The following is a 20,775-nucleotide window of genomic DNA, read 5'->3' as shown; positions in this document are numbered from 1 at the left end:
ATGGCTTCGTCCGGCAAAACCACCCCGCCCACCTCCGATCCCAAGCCCGGCCGCAACCCCGGCTACGCCGAGACCGAGCCGCGCGATCGCGAGGACGCGCATTACCCCAAGCGTCGCGACAAACCCAATCCCGACGAGGGCGCGGTGGATCGCGATCTGGAGACCGGACCGGAACCGGACGAGCCGAAACGCTGATCGCCAACGCATGACGCACCACGGGCCCGCACACGCGGGCCCGTTTTTTTTTGCGCGCGCCTCCGGCTTCGCGACCGCGTCGCAAATTTTTCGATCGGACAAACCCCACCGGACGCATCCGCACGTTCGACGCCATGGCACACCCAGGAGGTTCCGCCATGGCACACGCGATCCCGCTTTCCTCCACGCACGAGTCCATCGACGCCGGCCGCATCGCCGCGAACACCGGCACGTTGCTGGTCAATGGCGCGTTGCTGCTACTTCTGCTGGTGCCGCTGTCGCAGCGCGTGTTGGATGCGCCCGCGAAACCCGATGACGCCATCACGATCGTGCACGTGCGCAAGATCGAGCCGGTCGATCCGCCGCCGCCCGTGAATGTCCAGATCACGACCCAGCCGCCGACACCGGTGACGCATGCACCGCCGGCGCAGCCTGTCGTCGCGCAGATCGAACAGCAGGTTGTGGATTCGCAACCGGGCGATATCGCGATCGAACCTTCCGACGTCGCCGTCGATGAAGGTACACGACGGCCGAACCTGCAAGGAGTTCCACCGTCGCGCAGTTGCAGGCGCTGCGCGCGCCGCCACCGCCCTATCCCGCCGAAGCGATGCGCGCGGGTCTGAGCGGCATGGTCGAACTGGAAATCCTCGTCGGCGTCGATGGGCGCGCGCTCGATGTGCGCATCGTGAAGAGCAGCGGCCATCGCGTGCTGGACCAGGCCGCCCGTCGCACGGTGTTGTCGAAGTGGACGTTCGTGCCGGCGATGCGCGATGGGCGTGCGGTGGAGGCGGTGGGGCGCGTGCCGGTGGTGTTCACGCTCTGACACGGCGGTGCCCATGTGGAACGCGGCAGAGGATTTGTCGCGTTACGCGATACGAAACGCTTCACCAGAATTCCTGTCGGCTTGGTCGTCCCGGCGTGCAATGCGCCGGGATGACACGGAAGCCTCTCACGCCAACAGGAAGGTTCCATGCAAATTTCCAGCTTCAGGCTTCATCCACTCACTCTCGCACTGCATCTCACGCTTGTTGCGATACCGGCACTGGCCAACGCGCAGAGCCTTTATGCAGGCCCCGGCACCAACACGAGCACGACCGGGGAGGTCTTCAGCAACGCCGACGTCGACGGCGCCACGTTCCTCGCGCTGGACGGCGGACACATCACCGGCGATGCGACCGTCGAAAGTACCGTCGACAACGGGGCGTCGCTGCTCGCCATCGGCAAGCACGCCACGAGCGGTGCACCCAGCACCATCGCGCTGACGGATTCGACCATCACGTCCACCGGCATCGCAGGCGCGGGTGCGTGGGCGGAGGACGATGGCCTCATCAAGTTGACGAACAGCACGATCGTGTCATCCGGCGCGCGGGCGGACGGTGCCGTCGCACTGGGCGGCACGATCGAGATGGACGGCGGGTCGGTTTCCGTCACCGATGCCAATAGCGGCAACGCCCTGCTCGCCAGCGGTGCAACGGGCAAAGTGGTTTCCACCCACCAGACGCTCTCTGCGGCAGGCGCCGGCACCGAAGTCGTGCGCGCCGAACGAGGCGCGCAGGTGGCGCTGACCGGCAGCAAGGCGCTGGTCACCGGCGCCGGCAGCCGCGCTGTCATCGCGACCGGTGCGGGAAGCACGGTGGAAGGAACCGGCGCAAAGATCACGGTCGAAACCGCGGCCGGGCACGGCGTCGTTGCAGCCAACGGCGGCAGTGTCGCGTTGACCGATTCCGAGGTCATCTCCAGTTCCGGCATCGACAACAACTTCGCGCTGCTTGCCACCGGCGCGGCCAGTTCGATCGCAGTGAGCAGCACCAAAGTCACCACGTCCGGCGCCACGTCGGGCGGTGCCAGCGCCGAGAGTGGCGCAAAACTCCGCATCGAGCAGGGTTCCTCGGTCGACACGGCGGGGGCCAAGTCCAATGGCGTACGCGCGCTCGGCGCCGGTAGCGAACTGCTGGTCGACGCGTCGACCGTCGCGACGTCGGGGGCTTCGGCTGTAGGCGCTGCTGCGGGAACGGGCGGCAAGGTGAGCCTGGTCAACGGAGCCGAGGTTTCAACGGCGAACGATGCCGCGTACGGAGTGGTCGCCACAGGCAGGAACGCCGTGGTCAAGGTCTCGGGCAGCACGGTCAGCACGAGCGGAGACAACGCCCCCGCGGCGGTCGCGATGGACGGTGGCCTGGTCGCGCTCGACGCCGACGCGACTGTCCAGGCCAGCGGCGCGAACTCCAATGCATTGGAAGTCACCGGCGCGGGTAGTCGCGCGACGGCAGACGGCTCGACGCTTACCAGCACGAAAGCCGCGGGCATCGCAATGGCACAGGCCACGTCGGTGGACCTGGTCGGCACGAACGTGAGCGGCGCGAGCCACGCGGCGGGCTTCGTCGCCAATGGAAGCGACCCCGTCACCGCACCCGCGGTGCTCAATGTCTCGGGCGGTTCGCTGAAGTCCAGCGGCGCTGCCATCCAGTCCCAGGATATCAACGCACAGGTCACGCTCGCCGATGGCGTCGTCGTCACGTCGGAAAGCGGCCACGTCGCCTACGCGAAGGACAAGAGCACGCTGGCCCTGACGGTTCGCGACACCTCGTTGCAAGGCGATCTCTTCGCTCAAACCGGGAGCGCGCTCGATCTTGCGATGGAAAGCGGAAGCTCATTGGAAGGCGCGGTTCTCAACGGCCGCACGATGTCGATGGTCGACGGAACCTCGTGGATGCTCACGCGGTCTTCCGATGTCGCATCGCTGGCCAACGCCGGCAGGATCTCCATTGCGGCCCCCACGTCGGGCGATTACAAGACGCTGACCGTGCACGGCGACTATGTCGGCAACGACGGCATGATCGCGATCAACACTGCACTGGGCGATGACGCGTCGCCGACCGACAAGCTGATCGTGGAAGGCGCCACCTCAGGCAACACGTCGCTGCACGTGAACAACGTCGGCGGTGCGGGTGCGTACACCACCGCCGACGGCATTCAGGTCGTGCAGGTCAATGGCGCGTCCAATGGCGTCTTCGCACTCGACGGCCGCGTCGTGGCCGGCGCGAACGAGTACCTGCTCGCACAGGGCGGCAAGGCGAATCCGGCCGATGGCGACTGGTACCTGCGTTCGGAAGCTCCTGTACCGCCGCCGGTCGAACCCGTGACGCCTGTCGATCCGGTTGTGCCTGCGGACCCCGTTGCGCCTGTCGATCCGGTCGCTCCCGTCGACCCGATTGCACCCGTCGACCCCACGCCAGTGGGACCGGAACCGACTCCCGTCGCGCCGATCTCACCGCAGCCGACCACCCCGCTCTACCGCCCTGAACCGGCCGCCTACCTCGCCAACCAGGCAGCAGCGGTCGGCATGTTCGAGCACTCGATGCACGACCGCATGGGCGAGCCGAACCTCGGTGCGCACGGCGACGACGGGCGCAGCTCGGCTGCATGGGTGCGCGTGGTGCGCAACCAGATGGACGGCACGACCGGCGAAGGCCAGCTCGATGCAGGCACCGACACGTCCGTGCTGCAGATCGGCGGCGAAATCGCACGCGCGAACGACAGCCGCTTCCACATCGGTCTCATGGGCGGCACCGGTCGCGCCGACACCGAGGTGACGTCGACGCTGCTCGACTGGCGCGCCAAGGGCAAGGTGACCGGCTACAACCTGGGCGTCTACGGCACGTGGTTCGCCGACGCGAAGGCCGCCACCGGGTTGTACCTGGACGGCTGGCTGCAGTACGGGCGCTACGACAACAAGGTGCAGGGCGACCTGCTTGCCACTGAGCGCTACGACTCGAAGACCTGGGCGGCCTCGATCGAAGCCGGCTACGCCTTCGCGCTCAACAACGGCGGTAACACGCGCTACTTCATCGAACCGCAGGCGCAGGCGATCTTCACGGATTACTCGGCGTCGCAGCACCGCGAGAACAACGGCACGTTGATCGATGACGTGGATGCCGGCGGCCTGACCACGCGCCTGGGCGTGCGCTTCTACGGACATGCGGCGAGTGCACAGCGCAACGTCGTGCAGCCGTTCGTGACGCTGAACTGGTGGCACGACGACGACCGGAATCGCATGTCGTTCAACGCCACGACGCTTGAACTCGAACTGCCGCGCGACCGCTACGAAGCCAAGCTCGGCCTGCAGAGCCAGCTGGGCGGCGGCTGGACGGGCTGGGGCAACCTCGGCCTGACGTACGGCGCGCGCGACTACCACGATGTCACGGGCCAGCTCGGCCTGAACTATCGCTGGTAATCGACACCACGTTCGAACGGAACTGAAGCCACCCCGAGTGATCGGGGTGGCTTTTTCATGCGCGTTCGTTCACGCCACGGCAAGTGGCAACTCCCACTCGCTTCACTACGTTACCGCCGTCATCCCGACGAAGGCCGGGATCCAGGTCGATCGCACAGGCCCCGCTCATTGCGTTTGGCCCGCGCGTGAGCGTTCCAGCGCGCGTTCAAGCCCGGTGATACGGATGATTCGCCAGCAACGCCGCCGCGCGATACAGCTGTTCGGCCGCAACCAGCCGCACCAGCATGTGCGGCAACGTGAGCGGGCCCAGCGACCAGGATTCATCGCCGCGTGCGAGCACGTCCGGCGCGTGGCCTTCGGGACCGCCGATGAGAAACGCGAGGTCCCGTCCCTGCGCGCGCCAATGTTCGAGCCGCTGAGCGAGCTGTTCCGACGACCACGGCTTGCCGCGGCCGTCCAGCGTCACCACCAGCGCGTTCTTCGGCAGCGCGGCGATCACGCGCGCGCCTTCGTCCTGCATCGCGCGCGCGGCATCGCGTCCCTTGCCGCGAAGGCCGGGCTCGACTTCCACCAGTTCCAGCGGCAACCAGTGCGACAGACGCTTCTGGTATTCGCCGAAGCCCTCGGCGACCCAGCGCGGCGCGCGTTCGCCGACGGCAATGAGGCGGGCTTTCATGATTTCGCTTCCATCGGTGAGATGGTAACCGCGCGCCGTCACGATCCGCCGCGTTGACGCGCGGGTGTCATCGAACGGCCATGCCGCGCTCCCAGCATTCGGGCTTCCCCCAGCCCCGCAGGAGATGCAGATGGACGCATTCGGTTCCTCCCGCCGCCAGGTCCTAAAAGGTAGCGCCGCCGCGATGGCCGTCGGTGCCATCGGAAGCCTTGGTGCGCTCTACACGCGCCAAGCGCTCGCCGGTGGCGATCCGACGCGCCTGGCGCCCATTCCCGGCCGTTACGGCCCGCTTGCGCCCGCCGTCGATCGCACCACCGGCCTGCCGCTTCTTCAACTCCCGCGCGGTTTCAGCTACCGCTCCTTCGGCTGGTCGGGCGACGTGATGAGCGACGGCCAGCCTTGCCCCGACCGCCACGACGGCATGGCGGTGGTCGCAGTGCGAAAGCCGGGCCGGGGCCGCTTCGATCGCGGTAACGGTCACGGACACGGCCACGAACTGGTGCTGATCCGTAACCACGAGCGCGGCGGGGCCACTCCGATCAACGCACCGGGCATGTACGACACGGGCGACATCGGCGGCGGCCAGCGCGCGGGCGGCGGCACGACCACGCTCACGCATCGCAACGGCCAGTGGCACAGCATCGAGGCCAGCCTCGGCGGCACGCTGGTCAATTGCGCCGGCGGGCCGACGCCGTGGGGCACGTGGCTGAGCTGCGAGGAGATCAAGACCGATGCGGCGTCCAGCACGGGGCGCAAGCACGGTTACGTGTTCGAGGTGCATTCCGACGCGGAGCGCACGGCCGGCCGTCCGCTCGTCGGGCTGGGGCGCTTCAGCCACGAAGCCGTCGCGATCGATCCGCGCACCGGCATCCTGTATCTCACCGAGGACGACCGGAACAAGGCCGGCCTGTATCGCTTCATTCCGAACGATCGCGCCGGCCGTTACGGCTCGCTCGAACACGGCGGCCGCCTGCAGGCGGCGCGTGTGCGCGGCAGGCGCAACGCGGACCTGACGGTGGCGAAGATCGGCGACGAATACGCGCTGGAGTGAGTCGACATCGCCGACCCCGACCTGGACTCCATCGCCGCACCGGCCGGCTTTCCCGATATTTCCGCGGGCGAAACGCTCAGCGGCACGTTCGCGCAGGCGTGGGCCGACGGCGCGCTGCGCATGAGCCGCGGCGAAGGCATCTGGCACAGCTACGGGAAGATGTTCATCGTCGACACGAGCACCGGCGTGGACGAACAGGGCCGTCGCGGGCGCGGCAACGGCGCGGTGTGGGTGCTGGATCTGGTGACGCAGCGCATCCGCGCGCTGTTCGTCAGCGGCCATCAGCTGGCCGCGCACAATCCCGACAACATCACCGTCAGCGCGCGCGGTGGCGTGCTGCTGTGCGAGGACGGTGGCGAGAGCCCGGACCAGTACGGCCCGGGCGCGCGCCTCATCGGCCTCACGCGGCAGGGCGAGTCGTTCTGGTTCTGCAAGAACAACATCGAGCTGACGTCCACGCAGATCGCCAATGCAGGCAAGACGATCGCCGAGGGCGACTATCGCGAAAGCGAGTTCTGCGGTGCGTGCTGGGATCCGTGGGGCCGCACGCTGTTCGTGAACATCCAGACGCCGGGCATCACGTTCGCGATCACGGGACCGTGGGAACGCGGGCATCTGTAAGCGCCGATCGCGGCATGCGCGTGTAACCCGGGCAAGCGAAGCGCGCCCGGGGTGCGTCACGGTCGCGTCGCCCCGGATGCGGCCTTCGGCCTTGCCCGGGCTACAAAACCTGTCCGGCTCAAACGCGAACGGCGCCCGAAGGCGCCGTTCGTCGAATCACGCGTCGAGCGAGCCGCGAATCAGAAACGCTCTTCCGCGTCCGTCTCGACTTCGTCTTCCTCGTCTTCCGGCGGCTGGTCGCCCACCGTCCACAGACGCTCCAGCGCATAGAACTCGCGCACGCGCGGCAGCATCACGTGGACCACGACGTCGCCGAGGTCGACGAGCACCCACTCGGCCTCGCGCTCGCCTTCCACGCCCAGCGGCTGGACGTCGAGGTTCTTGGCGAACTTCACGACTTCGTCGGCGATCGACTTCACGTGACGGGTCGAGGTGCCCGAAGCGATGACCATGTAGTCGGTGACGCTGCTCTTGCCGCGCACGTCGATTTCGGTGACATCGCGCGCCTTGAGTTCTTCCACGGCCGCATGCACGGTCTTCAGCAGGACATCCACCGGCGGCGGCGGGTTGGGCAGGCGGGTCTTGATGACTTGCGCTTCGGTACTCAAGGGGCGATGGCTCTCATGGGGGATTTCGTGCCCGGGGATTATAACGAAGCCGGCGTGACGCCCCGGACGCCGTAGAGCCCGTGCCGGCGGATGTACTCAGCCACGGCCGGCGCGACGCCCGCCTCCCACGGTTCGCCGGCCGCCATGCGCCGGCGCAGCTCCGTCGAGGACTCCGGGCGTTCATGCCGCAGCGGGAAAACGGCCACTTTGCCGGCTGGAGCGCTGTTCAGCATCGAGGCAGGACAACGGCGCGGACCGATCTCGGCCTCGACGTCGGGCGCGACTGCGGCCACCGCGCCCGGCTCCAGGTGCGATCCCGGCCGCGCCACCGCCAGCACGTGCGCCAGCGCGAACAGCTCGCGCCACCGGTTCCAGGTGTGCAATTGCAGCAGCGAATCGCCGCCGATCATCCACACCAGCGGCGTCTGCGGGCCGACCTCGGCGCGCAGTTCGCGCAATGTGTCGACCGTGTACGACGGGCCCTCACGGTGCAGTTCGCGGCGATCGACCTTGAGCCCGCTTTCGCCCGCGATGGCGAGGTCGAGCATGCGCGAGCGCGCATCGGCGTCGGCATGCGTGTCGTCCTTGTGCGGCGGGTCGGCGGCGGGCACGAGGAACACCTGCGCCCCCAGCGCATCACGCACTTCGCAGGCGACGGACAGATGGCCCGCATGCACCGGGTCGAAGGTGCCGCCGTAGTAGATGCGCAACGTCATGCGCGGCGCGCGTCAGCCGACGAGCAGGCGCGTGGCGCGCGGTTCGGCGACGGCGAGCAGCAGGCGCTCCAGCGCCAGCCACGCGTCCACGGGTTCCTCGCCGTAACGCGGACGTCCTTTCGCGATGCGGTCCACGCGACCGGCTTCGGCGACGAACGCGTCCCAGCGCGGCGACGCATGGCGTGCCAGCGCGCGCTTGTACATCGGCTGCTTGGAATCCCAGATGCGCTGCGCCTTGAACTCGGAGACAAGATTGCCGCCGCGCGCCTGCACGCGCGCGAGCGCGGCGGCGCGCTGCAGCTCCATCACGATCATGCCCAGCAGGCCGGGCACGGCTTCGCCTTCGGCACGCAGGCCGGCGAGCATGCGCGACACCTGCACGCCCTGGCCGTTCATCGTCGCGTCGACGAGGCGGAACACGTCGTAACGCGCCGCGTCGGCGACCAGTTCGGCCATGCGTTCGCGATCGAGCGACTGCCCATCGGACAGTAGCGCCAGCTTGTCGATTTCCTGCGCCGCCGCGAGCAGGTTGCCTTCGACACGTTCGGCGAGGCTCTGCACGGCGTCGTGGTCGGCGCGCAGGCCGCGAGCACGCAGGCGCTTTTCGATCCAGTCGGTGAGTTCGTGCGGCTTGATCTGCCACGCGATGGCGACCTGGCCGATGCGGCCGATCGCCTCGCTCCACTTGCCGCCATGCTGCTTGCTCCACTCGCCGGCGGTGATGAGCAGCGTCACGTCGTGCGGTGGATCGGCGCAGAAATCGGTGATGACTTCCGCGCCTTCCTTGCCCGGCTTGCCGCTCGGCAAGCGAAGTTCGACGAGGCGGCGGCTGGCGAACAGGCTCGGCGCGCGGAACGTCGCCGACAGCGCGTTCCAGTCGGGTTCGCGCTGGTTGCCTTCGGCTTCGAACACTTCGCGCTCGGCGATGCCCGCGCGACGTGCGGCGGCGCGCACGGCGTCGGCGGCTTCGAGCACGCGCAGCGGTTCGGGGCCGGCGATGAGATACGCGGGATGCAGCGAAGCGGGCTCGGGCCGATCCAGGCCGAGCTGCGCGACGAGCTGCTCCGGACGCAGTTCCATCAGGGCGTGGTCGTGTCCGAGGTCGGCGGCGGCGTGAGTTCCGCCGGCGCGGCAGCCGCAGCGGCCGTGGCGTGTCGCGCGACCGCGTCGAGGCGACGCAGCACGGAGGCCACCATCTCGCGGCGCATTTCGCCCTGCAGGATCTCGCGCTCGCCTTCCGTGCCGATGGCCTGCACGGGGTTGGACACGTAGTCGCGCGCCAGCTCGATCGTCTGTCGCGGCACGATGGCCGTCCCGTCGGGGCGGCGCAGTTCGAAGGTGACGGCGTAACGCAGCGAGTACTCCTGCGCGCGACCGAGTTCGTCCAGGCTGATCGGACGATCGCCCCACTGCTCGCCCATCAGGTCGAGCACGGTGGCGTCGGTGGTCCGCTCGGTCGCCGGTTCCGCGCCGGCGCGCGTGAGCGCCTGCGCGAGCGACTCGGCCAGCGGGCTGTAGCGGTCGACGGACACCACGCGGACCGGTCCGAGGTCCGGCGGCAGCACCAGCGCGCTGCGCAGGTGGAAGCCGCAGGCCGACAGGGCCAGCACGAGGGCGACGGGGATGGCGCGCTTGAGCAGGGAGCGAAGGGTCATGCGGGAAGTCTGGAGGAGGCCGCCAGCGCGGGCAAGCCGCGGAGGGGCGGTTTCATTCATTCACATCAGCACGACAGGCGTATGGGCGCGACAGGGCGCACGCGACTGCGCCGATGCGCTGGCCGCATCCGGCGTTGCGTGCTCTGAGCCACTCTCCTTCGGGAGAGGGGTTGGGGTGAGGGTCGGGACGCGCGGTCACGCTGGCATTCGCGCTGCTTCAGGTTATCGCGCCTGTCCGCAGCAACGGCAGGCCTTATAGCCCGGGTAAGCGAAGCGCACCTGGACTGTCACGCTCACCCGGGTGCGCTTCGCTTACCCGGGCTACAAAGGCAATGGTGCCCATGCGCTGCGGGCCTGGATCCCGGCCTTCGCCGGGATGACGGTGCGGGGGATGACGGCGAGCGGGAGACGGCGCTTCGCCGAAGGGGTTCACCCCGCCACGACGTTGACGATCTTCCCCGGCACCACGATCACCTTCCGCACCGACAGGCCTTCCATGAACTTGGCGACGTTCGGCTCGGCCAGTGCGAGGCGTTCGATTTCCGCCTTGTCCAGGTTCACCGGCACGTCGATCGTGCCGCGCAGCTTGCCGTTGACCTGCACCGCCAAGGTCACCGCGTCGCGCGCGAGCGCGGCGGGATCGGCGACCGGGAACGGCACGTCTTCCAGCAACGTCTCCGTGTGGCCCAGCGCCTGCCAGAGCGCGTGGCAGACGTGCGGCGTGACCGGATTGAGCAATAGCACCATCGCCTGCAGCGCTTCGTGGCGCACGGCGCGGCCGGCGTCGCTCATGTCGTCGAACTTCGACACGTGGTTGAGCAGCTCCATCAGCGCCGCGATCGCGGTGTTGAAGCTGTGGCGCCGGCCGTAGTCGTCGCCGACCTTCTGGATGGTTTCGTGCAGCTGGCGACGCAGCGTCTTCTGCGCGGCCTCCAGCTGCGCGCCGCCGGCGAGCAGCGAGGCGACATCCGGATGATCCGGCTGCGAGACATGCGTGAGCACTTCGCGCCAGAAGCGGCGCAGGAAGCGCGCCATGCCTTCCACGCCGGCCTCGTTCCATTCCAGCGACTGCTCCGGCGGCGCGGCGAACATCGAGAACAGGCGCACCGTGTCGGCGCCGTACTTGCCGACCATCAGCTGCGGATCCACGCCGTTGTTCTTCGACTTCGACATCTTCTCCGTGCCGCCGATGACGACGGGCTTGCCGTCGGCCTTCAGCGTGGCGCCGGTGATGCGGCCGCGTTCGTCGCGGATGACTTCCACGTCGGCCGGGTTGATCCAGTCCTTCGACCCGTCGACGTTCTCGCGATAGAAGGTTTCGGCGATGACCATGCCCTGCGTCAGCAGGTTGGTCGCCGGCTCGTCGCTGTTCACCAGGCCCTGGTCGCGCATGAGCTTGTGGTAGAAGCGGAAGTACAGCAGGTGCAGGATCGCGTGCTCGATGCCGCCGATGTACTGATCGACCGGCGTCCAGTACTTCGCGCGCTCGTCGACCTGCTGCGCCGCACCCGGCGAGGTGTAGCGCGCGTAGTACCAGCTCGACTCCATGAAGGTGTCGAACGTGTCGGTCTCGCGCTCGGCGTCGCCGCCGCACTGCGGGCAGGTCGTCTTGCGCCACTGCGGATCGGACTTGATCGGCGAGGTGACGCCGGAGAACGCGACGTCCTCCGGCAGCACGACCGGCAGCTGGTCTTCCGGCACCGGCACGTCGCCGCACGTCGCGCACAGGATGACGGGGATGGGGCAACCCCAGTAACGCTGGCGGCTCACGCCCCAGTCGCGCAGGCGGAAATTGACGCGTCGCTGGCCGCTGCCGGCCGCTTCGAAACGCGCGGCGAACGCGTCGAGCGCCTGCTGGAAGTCCATGCCGTCGAACTCGCCGGAATTCACCAGCCAGCCGCGTTCGGTGTATGCGCCCTCCTCCTGGATGCGGCGCTCGAACTCCTTCACGACCTGCACCGCGGCCGTGGTGCCGTAGACGTCGGCCGAACCGCCCTCGCCCAGCGCGCTCGCCATCGCATCCTCGTGCTTGGCGAGGTCGCCGGCGATTTCGTTCACCGCGTCGCGCACTTCCGGCGGCACGATCACCATGCGCACCGGCAGCGAATACTTGCGTGCGAATTCCCAGTCGCGCTCGTCGTGGCCCGGCACCGCCATCACCGCGCCGGTGCCGTAGTTCATCAGCACGAAATTGGCGACGTAGATGGGCATCTGCTCGCCGGTGATGGGGTGGATCGCGCTCAGGCCGGTGTAACGGCCGCGCTTTTCCTGCGTTTCAAGTTCCGCTTCGGTGACGCCGCCCTTCTTCAGGTCGTCGAGGAACGCGGCGAGTTCGGCGTCCTTTTCCGCGGCCAGTCGCGCCAGCGGATGCTCGCCGGCGATCGACACGAACGTCACGCCCATCAGCGTGTCCGGGCGCGTGGTGAACACGTGCAGCGGCTCATGCGCGTTGCCGTCGGCGTCGACCACGTCGAAGCGGATTTCCAGGCCTTCGCTTCGACCGATCCAGTTGCGCTGCATCGTCTTGACCGCATCCGGCCAGCCCGGCAGCGCGTCGAGGCCGTCGAGCAGTTCCTGCGCGTAATCGGTGATCTTCAGGAACCACTGCGGGATTTCGCGCTTCTCGACCAGCGCACCGGTGCGCCAGCCGCGGCCATCGATCACCTGCTCGTTCGCGAGCACGGTCTGGTCGACCGGGTCCCAGTTCACGACCGAATTCTTGCGGTACGCGAGGCCCTTCTTCATCAGGCGCACGAACATGCGCTGCTCGTGCACGTAGTACGAGGGCTGGCAGGTGGCGAATTCGCGCGACCAGTCGATCGCGTAGCCCATCTGCTGCAGCTGCGCCTTCATGTGCGCGATGTTGGCGTAGGTCCACTTCGCCGGCGCGGTCCTGTTCTTGATCGCGGCGTTTTCCGCCGGCAGGCCGAAGGCGTCCCAGCCCATCGGCTGCAGGACGTTATGGCCGGTCATGCGCTTGTAGCGGCTGATGACGTCGCCGATGGTGTAGTTGCGCACGTGGCCCATGTGCAGCGCGCCCGACGGGTACGGCAGCATCGACAGGCAGTAGTACTTGGGCTTGTCGGAGGCTTCGTTCACCTCGAAGGCGCGCGTACCCTCCCAGAAGCGTTGCGCATCGCCCTCGATGGCCTGCGGGTCGTAGGGACGGGTTTCGTTTGCGGCTTGGGCGGACACGGCGTTCGAAAGGCAGGGGGAAAGACCGTCAAGCCTACCGCAGCGCAGCAAGGGCCGCCACGCGGGCGCGGCCCATGGCGGGATCGATGCCGCGAGCTGCGCCGCAGGTCTCCTTCGCGGCCGCGGCCGTGTGCTTCAATCGAGCGTTCCAGGGGACCGAAACCACACGGGGAGTCGTACGTGCTCAAGCCGCTCAGCCTTGCCCTGCTGGCCGTCATCGCCAGCATTCCAGTCCATGCCGACGCCCAGACCGCGCCGCCCGCGAAGGATGCGGCGCAGGCGCTGCAATGCGGGAACGTCTTCGACGCCCGAAGCGGCAAACTCACCGGCCCGCAAACGCTGCTGGTGCGCAACGGCAAGATCGAGCAGGTGATCGGCGGCGCGGGCGCGGATGTCGCCGGCGCCACGCGCGTGGACCTGAGCGGCCACACCTGCATGCCCGGCTGGACCGACCTGCACGTGCACCTGGGCAGCCAGTCCAGCCCGCAGAGCTATTCCGAAGGCTTCCGCCTCGACGACGTCGACTACGCATTCCGTTCGGTCGATTACGCGAAGAAAACGCTGATGGCCGGTTTCACCAGCGTGCGCGACCTCGGTGGCGAAGTCAGCCCGCACCTGCGCGACGCGATCAACCAGGGGCTCGTGTCCGGGCCGCGCATCTGGGCGGCGGGCAAGTCCATCGCCACCACCGGCGGCCACGCCGATCCCACCAACGGCTACAACGACGCGCTGTCGCACCTCATCGGCCCGCCCGGCCCGACCGAAGGCGTCATCAACTCCATCGACGATGCGCGCCAGGCCGTGCGCCAGCGCTACAAGGAAGGCAGCGATGTCATCAAGATCACCGCGACCGGCGGCGTGCTGTCGTACGCGAAGTCCGGCGACGCGCCGCAGTTCACCGTCGAGGAAGTGAAGGCGATCGTCGACACCGCGAAGGACTACGGCTATCGCGTCGCCGCGCATGCACACGGCGAGGAAGGCATGAAGCGCGCGGTGCTCGGCGGCGTGACGTCGATCGAGCACGGCACCTACATGAGCGACGACGTGATGAAGCTCATGAAGCAGCACGGCACGTGGTACGTACCGACGATCTACGCCGGTCGCTTCGTCGCCGACAAGGCGAAGATCGACGGTTATTTCCCCGACGTCGTACGCCCGAAGGCGCAGCGTATCGGCGCGCTGATCCAGCAGACCGCCGCGAACGCCTACAAGAACGGCGTCAAGATCGCCTTCGGCACCGACATGGGCGTGGGCCCGCACGGCGACAACGCGCGCGAATTCATCTACATGGTCGAGGCGGGGATTCCGGCGCCGGTGGCCTTCCAGGCCGCGACGATCCGCGCGGCCGAAGTCCTCGGCGTCGACGATCAGGGCGTGATCGAAGTGGGCAAGCGCGCCGACATCGTCGCGGTGCCGGGCAATCCGCTCGAAGACATCCAGCAGGTGATGAAGGTGGATTTCGTGATGAAGGACGGCGCGGTGTATCGCGCGCCGGAGGCCTGATCCGTCAGGCGGTTGTAGCCCGGGTAAGGCGAATGCCGCACCCGGGTTGCTTCACGCCGGCATTGCCCCCGGGTGCGCTGCGCTTACCCGGGCTACAACAGCGCGGAACGTCACGCGATGCGGATGATCCCGCCGCAACGCGACGCGACGATCACGCACGCCAGCCATGCCAGCAGCACCACGCGCTGGGCGATCGGCCCAGCGAGCAGCGGAAAGGCGTTCAGCAGCACCACGACGGCAAACGCGACGAGGAAAGCGACCGCCACGCCGCGCCACACGCGGTCCTTCAGCAGGCCGAGCCCCAGCACGAGCGCGCCGGCGGCGAAGGCGAGCCACCACAGCAGCCACATCGTGGCGTGGCGCTGGCTGATCGGGCCGTCGAGGTCGGTGGGATCCAGCCGCCATACGCCCTGTGCGGCGAACGCGAGCGCCGAAAGCGCCAGCATCCAGCACCCGATCCCCGCCCAGCGCGCGGCGCCGACCGGCAATCGCCCGCGCAACCGAACGAACACCCACGCGGCGAGCAGCCCCGGCACGACGAAGCCCAGCACGTTGAACAAGACGGCGCCCGGAACCCCGGCGGCGCCCAGCAGTCCGAGCGGATGCTGCGCGTGCGAGAACTCCGGCAGCGCCGCGGCGACACCGAGCAGCGCGGCGACGCAGCATGCGGCCGCCACCCAGCCGGCGTGGCGATCGAGCGAGGCGAGGCGCGAGGCGGACGGACGGTTCATGCCCGCATGCTAGCGTGACGCCCCGCACCGCGCCCGCTTGGCAGGCCGATGCGCCGCCCCCATGTCCCCAGCATCGCCGATCCGGCCCCGCGAGCCTTCCGAATGACGATTTCCGACGCCACCGCCAATCCCCACGTCTTCGACGCCACCGCCGACAATTTCGAGACCGAAGTCCTGCAGAAATCCATGCAGACGCCGGTCCTGGTGGATTTCTGGGCCGAATGGTGCGGGCCGTGCAAGACGCTAGGGCCGATCCTGGAGAAGCTCGCGGCCGACTACCACGGCGCCTTCCGCCTGGCGAAGGTCGACGTCGACAAGGAGCAGCAGCTGGCCGGCGCCTTCCAGGTCCGCTCCATCCCGACCGTGTTCCTGGTCAAGGACGGCCAGCTGGTCGACGGGTTCCCCGGCGCACTGCCGGAAGGCCAGCTGCGTGAATTCCTGACCCATCACGGCATCCAGCCGGCGGAGGCGACCGAAGACGCGGCGCCGGCCGCCGCCGAGGCCGCACCGGTCGACCCGCACGCCGAAGTCGTCCGCCTTCGCCATGAATCCGAGGCGGCGCCCGACAACGCGGAGCTGCGCCTGGACCTCGCCCTCGCGTTGCTGCGCACCGGCGCGGCGCAGGAAGCCGAGCAGATCCTGGACGCCCTGCCGGCGAACCTCGCCACCGACGACCGCACCGTCCGGGCGCGCTCGCGTCTGGGATTCGCCGCCCTGCTCAAGGACGCGCCGCCGGCGGAGGTGCTCGAAGCGGCCATCGCCAACAACCCGGACGACCTGCGCGCCCGCCATCTGCTGGGGGCGCTCAAGCTGGTCGACGGGGACGCCGAAGCCGGGCTCGCGCAGTTCCTGGAGATGCTCCGCCGCGACAAGGCGTACGAGGACGGCCTGCCCCGCAAGGCGCTGATCGACGCCTTCCGCGTGGTCGAGGACGAGGACCTGGTTGGCCAGTACCGGCGGAAGATGTCGTCGCTGCTGTTCTGAGTGACGGGATTCGGGTTTGATGCTCCTCTAGCCCGGGTGAGCGAAGCGCACCCGGGGACGCCGCAATTCGTCCCGCGGGTGCTCCTCGCGCACCGGGGGTACCAAGGCTGGCTGCACCAGGGCTACGGCAGCGCCGCCGTGCTAGATCAATACGCCTGCGTATGGCAGGCTGTGCGTCCCTCACGCACGCCCCACCGAATGAAAGCCAGCGTCCTGCGCCGCGGCCTGAACCTCTGGCCGCCGTTCCTCTTCAGCGGCATCCACGTCACCGCCCTTTCGCCCGATTACCGCCACGCGCACGTCGAACTGCGCATGCGCCCCTGGAACCGCAACTACGTCGGCACCCATTTCGGCGGCAGCCTGTTCGCGATGACCGACCCGTTCTGGATGCTTCTGGCGATGCAGTCGCTCGGCCGCGAATACTGGGTGTGGGACAAGGCCGGCGAGATCGAGTTCGTGAAGCCCGGCCGTGGCACCGTGCACGCGGATTTCCGCCTGCGCGACGAGGTCCTCGACGAGCTGCGCGCGGCGACGGCGAATGGCGACAAGGCGCTGCGGTGGTTTGACACCGATATCACCGACGCCAGTGGCGAGGTTGTCGCGCGCGTGCGCAAGCAGCTCTATGTGCGGCGCAAGCCGGCGCACCGCGAGCCGTCCGACGGCGAGTGAGCCCGACCAAAAACGACCCAATTTGCCCTTGAAAACAGGGGTTTCGGCAAAAACTGACGCAACGCGTCATCACGCCGCAACAACGACCTTGCGCACATGGTTGTTGTGATGCGCACGTCGTGAGCTTTCCCCTCTCTCGGCGTATGCTCCTGCTTCGCGACAGGGGGCCGCGATGTCCGGTTCTGCAGGCAACAACGACAACGCATCGCCATTGCCGGAAATCGCCGGTTATCGCCTGCACAAGGTGATCAACCACGGCGGCATGTCGACCGTGTACCTGGGTCACCAGCTTGCGCTCGCGCGCGAGGTGGCGATCAAGGTCATGCTGCCTGTCGCACTGGCGGACGAAGTCAGCCGTCGCCGCTTCGAGAACGAAGTGCGCACGATCGCGCGACTGGAACATCCCAACATCGTCGGGATCTTCGAAGTCGGCCGCACCTACGACGGCCTGCCCTACTACGCGATGCCGTACCTGCCGCGCGGCCATCTGGGCCAGCGTGATCTGAGCCGCGACGAGCCGCGCGCGATCGAGATCGCGCAGACGTTGCTGTCGGCGCTGGACTACGCGCATTCGCGCGGCGTCGTGCATCGCGACGTGAAGGCCGAGAACGTGCTGTTCGACGAAAGCGAGCGCGTGCTGCTGGCCGATTTCGGCATCGCATTGCGCCGCGGCTTCGGCCCGCGCGTGACGACGGCGGGCCTCGCCGTCGGAAGCACCGCGTACATGGCGCCGGAACAGGCGCGCGGCGAAGACGTCGACGGACGCGCCGATCTGTACAGCATGGGCGTGCTGCTGTGGGAAATGCTCACCGGGCGCCTGCCGTTCGAAGCGGCCGACGCGCTGTCGATGGCGGTGATGCACGCGCAGGATCCGATTCCGAAGCTTCCCCACCATCTGCGGCACTGGCAGCGTTTCATGAACCGCGCGCTGTCCAAGCAGGCGGCGAGCCGGTTCCAGGACGCGGCGCAGATGGCCGACGCGATCCGCGCCGTGCAGCAGCGCAAGCCGTGGACGCCGGCACTGGAAACCCTGCGGCGCCTGCGTCCGACGCATCGCTGGGCGATGCCGGTGTGGGCGACGGTAGGCGTCACCGCCGTCACGCTGGTCGTGCTCGCCTTCAGTTTCGATCGCGATGCCGAGCCGGTTCCGGCGGCGCCCGCGACGCCGATCGCCACCGCGCCGAACGCGACGCCGTCGGCCGATCCCACCGCCGCGATGCTCCAGCCGCTCCCCGAAGCGCCGCTGCAGCATGCGCTCGAGGACGCACGCCAGCAGATCGCGCGTGGCCGCCTCACCGAGCCGCAGGACGCCAACGCGTTCGACAGCGTGCTGCTCGCCTGGCACACCGACAGCACCCATCCGGACGTCGCCAAGGCCATCGACCAGCTCACCGACGCGTTTTCCGAGCAGATCGTGCGGTCGGTGAAGGACGGCAAGGACGAGCGCGCGCTCGACCTGCATTCGCGCGCGATCGCGCTTGGCCAGCAGACCGGCACGGCGACCTCCCCGGCGCAGCAGAAGTTGCGCGACGCCACCGGTGCGGCGCTCGAAGCGCGCCTGCAGCAGGCGGTGAAGCGCCGCGACGGCGCCGACGTGCAGCGCCTCACCGCGCTCGCCGACAAGATGGAACTGCCGCGCAAGTTCGACGCGCGCCTGCTCGCGCAGGCCAAGGCGCTGCCGAAGGGCCTCGCGCGCGGCGCGACGCTCGACATCGCATCGCAGAGCAGCGCGAAGGTCAGTGTCGCGCTGACGCCGCGCCCGGTGAGCCGCCGCGAGTACGCGCGCTTCGCCGCGGCGAACGGGCGCGAACCGGCGCTGTGCCGCGAACGCGCCTCGCTGCTGCGCATGCTCGATCCGCGCGACTGGCAGCAGCCCGGCTTCAAGCAGGGCGAGAACGATCCGGTCGTGTGCATTTCGCTGGAAGATGCGCAGGCGTATGCGCAGTGGTACAGCGCGCAGACCGGCCGCCGTTATCGCCTGCCCAGCGCGGAAGAGATCACCCAGACGCCGCCGGACATGGACGGCCGCGCGGTGTCGCTGTGGCTGCGCGATTGCGGGCAGAACTGCCAGCAGCGCCAGGTGGCAGGCGGTTCCTGGCGTAGCCGCCAGACCGAACGCACCCTCGCCGCCTCGCGCGGTTACGACGACGTGGGCTTCCGGCTCGTTCGCGAGCGTTGACGCGCAAGCGCCCCTGCGCGGGGCCCACGAATGGCCCGCGAACGCACAGCCGTTCGGCTCTACAATCCGCGCCATGTCGAACTCCCCCGATGCCCCCGCCGCGCCGATCCGGCCCGCGGCGCCCAAGCCGAGCCTGCAGAAGCTCTTCCTTACCGGCCTGCTGACCCTGTTGCCGATCTGGCTGACGTGGGTCGTGGTCAAGTTCGTGTTCGTGATGCTGTCGGACATCAGCGCGCCGCTGATCGGCCCGGTGCTGGAGAACGTGGCGAACACCTATAGCCAGCTGTCGTGGCTGGATGAGCCGTGGGTGCGCACGGTGCTCGCGCTGCTGGCGACGCTGGCGGTGATCCTGTTCGCCGGCGTGATGGCGCGTCGCGTGATCGGCCAGCGCCTGCTGCGCTGGTTCGAGGCGCTGATCCAGCGCATTCCGCTGGCGAGCATCGTGTATTCCAGCGCGCGGCAGTTGCTCGACATCCTGCAGACCAAGCCCGACGGCACGCAGCGCGTGGTGCTGGTGGATTTCCCGCACAAGGAAATGAAGTCCATCGGTTTCGTCACGCGCGTCATCCGCGAACACGGCACCGGCCGCGAACTCGCCGCGGTGTACGTGCCGACCACGCCGAATCCGACGTCCGGTTACCTGGAAATCGTGCCGGTGGAGAAGATCACGCCGACCGACTGGAGCGTGGACCAGGCGATGAGCTTCATCATTTCCGGCGGCGCCGTCGCGCCGGACACCATTCCGTTCTCGCCGCCGCCGGTAGTCGAGAAGGCGCCGTAAGCGAGACCTTTACGAGATCAGCGCGAAGGGGAAAGCGCAGTGAGCCAATCCGTGCCCGCCTCCGCTCCGCCCGCGACCGTCGAGCGCACGCTCGACGATCGCGCGGTCCGGTTGTTCATCATCCTCGCCGCGTTCTTCTGCGTGAACGCGGTGCTCGCCGAGTTCATCGGCGTGAAGATCTTCGCGCTGGAAGACACCCTGGGTATCGAGCCGCTGCACTGGAATCTGTTCGGCCAGACCGGTTCGCTGAGCTTCACCGCCGGCACCCTGCTATGGCCGGTGGTGTTCCTGATGACCGACGTCATCAACGAGTTCTTCGGGCGCCGCGGCGTGCGGATGATCTCGTACCTCGCGGCGGGGCTGATCGTCTACGGCTTCGTGTTCGCGTTCGCGGCCATCGCGATCGCGCCGGCGGACTGGTGGGTGAAGGCCGCGCAGCCGCAGGGCGTGGCGGATTACCAGGCGGCGTTCGCGGCGGTGTTCGGCCAGGGCATGTGGACGATCGCCGGCTCGCTGGTCGCCTTCATCATCGGCCAGCTGATCGACGTGGCGGTGTTCCATCGCATCCGCAGCGTCACCGGCGAGAAGCACGTGTGGCTGCGCGCGACCGGCTCCACCGCCGTATCGCAGCTGGTCGACAGCTTCGTCGTGCTCTACATCGCCTTCGTACTGGGGCCGCAGAAGTGGCCGACCTCGCTGTTCCTCGCGGTCAGCACGGTGAACTACGCGTACAAGATGCTCGCGGCGATCGCCCTGATCCCGCTGATCTACGTGGTGCGCGCGGCGATCATCCGATACCTCGGCCAAGCGCGCGCGCACGAGTTGCGCGAACAGGCTGCGGCGGTGTAGTCGGCACCTGCTTGTCATCCCCGCGAGGGCGGGGATCGGATGGATGGCGATCGCGTTGCGCAAAACCGCGACGTCCAGCCGCCCCGCATGACCTTCGGCCCATGCCGCCTCCAGGCCGGCGGGCGAGC

At 68.5% G+C, this 20,775-nt stretch carries 17 protein-coding genes and 1 pseudogene; 11 read left to right on the top strand and 7 right to left on the bottom strand.

Annotated features, from left to right (window positions below):
• The 4 genes from LA521A_RS05735 to LA521A_RS05720 all read left to right on the top strand — a co-directional run bounded on the left by LA521A_RS05735 (position 1) and on the right by LA521A_RS05720 (position 4,429).
• Positions 1-195, top strand: a complete 195-nt coding sequence (locus LA521A_RS05735) for a hypothetical protein (protein ID WP_281781369.1) — start codon at positions 1-3, stop codon at positions 193-195.
• 158 nt (positions 196-353) lie between these two features.
• Positions 354-818: a hypothetical protein gene (locus LA521A_RS05730; RefSeq protein ID WP_281781368.1), complete on the top strand. Its 465-nt coding sequence runs from the start codon at positions 354-356 to the stop codon at positions 816-818.
• Entirely contained in the window at positions 803-1,018 is a 216-nt protein-coding gene (locus tag LA521A_RS05725) for an energy transducer TonB (RefSeq protein WP_281781367.1), read from the top strand. The genes LA521A_RS05730 and LA521A_RS05725 overlap by 16 nt, the downstream gene beginning before the upstream one ends.
• Before the next feature lie 147 nt (positions 1,019-1,165).
• Positions 1,166-4,429, top strand: coding sequence for an autotransporter family protein (locus LA521A_RS05720; RefSeq protein WP_281781366.1), 3,264 nt, complete (start codon positions 1,166-1,168; stop codon positions 4,427-4,429).
• A gap of 205 nt (positions 4,430-4,634) precedes the next feature.
• Here the strand turns inward: LA521A_RS05720 and rlmH are convergent, their stop codons facing one another.
• On the bottom strand, positions 4,635-5,105 hold the full coding sequence (gene rlmH / locus LA521A_RS05715) for a 23S rRNA (pseudouridine(1915)-N(3))-methyltransferase RlmH (protein ID WP_281781365.1): 471 nt from the start codon (positions 5,103-5,105) through the stop codon (positions 4,635-4,637).
• 130 nt (positions 5,106-5,235) lie between these two features.
• On the opposite strand from rlmH, the pseudogene LA521A_RS05710 reads away from it, so the two are divergent.
• Positions 5,236-6,777 (top strand): annotated as a pseudogene (locus LA521A_RS05710) (alkaline phosphatase PhoX).
• Positions 6,778-6,956: 179 nt separating this feature from the next.
• Here LA521A_RS05710 and rsfS read toward each other — a convergent pair.
• From rsfS to leuS, 5 genes are all read right to left on the bottom strand, one after another.
• On the bottom strand, positions 6,957-7,385 hold the full coding sequence (gene rsfS / locus LA521A_RS05705; RefSeq protein WP_281781364.1) for a ribosome silencing factor: 429 nt from the start codon (positions 7,383-7,385) through the stop codon (positions 6,957-6,959).
• A gap of 38 nt (positions 7,386-7,423) precedes the next feature.
• Positions 7,424-8,101 carry a nicotinate-nucleotide adenylyltransferase gene (nadD, locus tag LA521A_RS05700; RefSeq protein WP_281781363.1) on the bottom strand — a complete coding sequence of 226 codons (678 nt, stop codon included), beginning with the start codon at positions 8,099-8,101 and terminating at the stop codon, positions 7,424-7,426.
• Positions 8,102-8,113: 12 nt separating this feature from the next.
• On the bottom strand, positions 8,114-9,181 hold the full coding sequence (gene holA, locus LA521A_RS05695) for a DNA polymerase III subunit delta (RefSeq protein ID WP_281781362.1): 1,068 nt from the start codon (positions 9,179-9,181) through the stop codon (positions 8,114-8,116).
• Positions 9,181-9,741 (bottom strand): LPS-assembly lipoprotein LptE, encoded by a 561-nt coding sequence (locus LA521A_RS05690; protein WP_425494583.1) that lies wholly within the window; start codon positions 9,739-9,741, stop codon positions 9,181-9,183. The genes holA and LA521A_RS05690 overlap by 1 nt, the downstream gene beginning before the upstream one ends.
• 444 nt (positions 9,742-10,185) lie before the next feature.
• Positions 10,186-12,951 (bottom strand): leucine--tRNA ligase, encoded by a 2,766-nt coding sequence (leuS, locus tag LA521A_RS05685; protein WP_281781360.1) that lies wholly within the window; start codon positions 12,949-12,951, stop codon positions 10,186-10,188.
• A 180-nt stretch (positions 12,952-13,131) separates the two neighbouring features.
• Here leuS and LA521A_RS05680 point away from each other — a divergent pair, with 180 nt between their 5' ends.
• The gene (locus LA521A_RS05680) at positions 13,132-14,454 is read left to right on the top strand and encodes a metal-dependent hydrolase family protein (protein ID WP_281781359.1); all 1,323 of its coding nucleotides are present in this window, start codon (positions 13,132-13,134) and stop codon (positions 14,452-14,454) included.
• 110 nt (positions 14,455-14,564) lie between these two features.
• Here the strand turns inward: LA521A_RS05680 and LA521A_RS05675 are convergent, their stop codons facing one another.
• Complete coding sequence (locus tag LA521A_RS05675; protein ID WP_281781358.1) at positions 14,565-15,185, bottom strand: DUF998 domain-containing protein; 621 nt, start codon at positions 15,183-15,185, stop codon at positions 14,565-14,567.
• 102 nt (positions 15,186-15,287) lie between these two features.
• Here LA521A_RS05675 and trxA point away from each other — a divergent pair, with 102 nt between their 5' ends.
• The 5 genes from trxA to LA521A_RS05650 all read left to right on the top strand — a co-directional run bounded on the left by trxA (position 15,288) and on the right by LA521A_RS05650 (position 20,647).
• On the top strand, positions 15,288-16,169 hold the full coding sequence (gene trxA / locus LA521A_RS05670) for a thioredoxin (protein WP_281781357.1): 882 nt from the start codon (positions 15,288-15,290) through the stop codon (positions 16,167-16,169).
• A gap of 198 nt (positions 16,170-16,367) precedes the next feature.
• Positions 16,368-16,838, top strand: a complete 471-nt coding sequence (locus LA521A_RS05665) for a DUF4442 domain-containing protein (RefSeq protein ID WP_281781356.1) — start codon at positions 16,368-16,370, stop codon at positions 16,836-16,838.
• Positions 16,839-17,010: 172 nt separating this feature from the next.
• The gene (locus LA521A_RS05660; protein WP_281781355.1) at positions 17,011-19,017 is read left to right on the top strand and encodes a bifunctional serine/threonine-protein kinase/formylglycine-generating enzyme family protein; all 2,007 of its coding nucleotides are present in this window, start codon (positions 17,011-17,013) and stop codon (positions 19,015-19,017) included.
• Positions 19,018-19,090: 73 nt separating this feature from the next.
• Entirely contained in the window at positions 19,091-19,798 is a 708-nt protein-coding gene (locus tag LA521A_RS05655; protein WP_281781354.1) for a DUF502 domain-containing protein, read from the top strand.
• A gap of 39 nt (positions 19,799-19,837) precedes the next feature.
• Positions 19,838-20,647 carry a queuosine precursor transporter gene (locus LA521A_RS05650; RefSeq protein WP_281781353.1) on the top strand — a complete coding sequence of 270 codons (810 nt, stop codon included), beginning with the start codon at positions 19,838-19,840 and terminating at the stop codon, positions 20,645-20,647.
• Positions 20,648-20,775 lie beyond the last annotated feature (128 nt).

Source organism: Lysobacter auxotrophicus, from assembly GCF_027924565.1.
Taxonomy (GTDB): domain Bacteria; phylum Pseudomonadota; class Gammaproteobacteria; order Xanthomonadales; family Xanthomonadaceae; genus Lysobacter_J; species Lysobacter_J auxotrophicus.
Note: the sequence above shows the minus strand (reverse complement) of the source record. Positions and strands in the feature narration are given on the sequence as shown.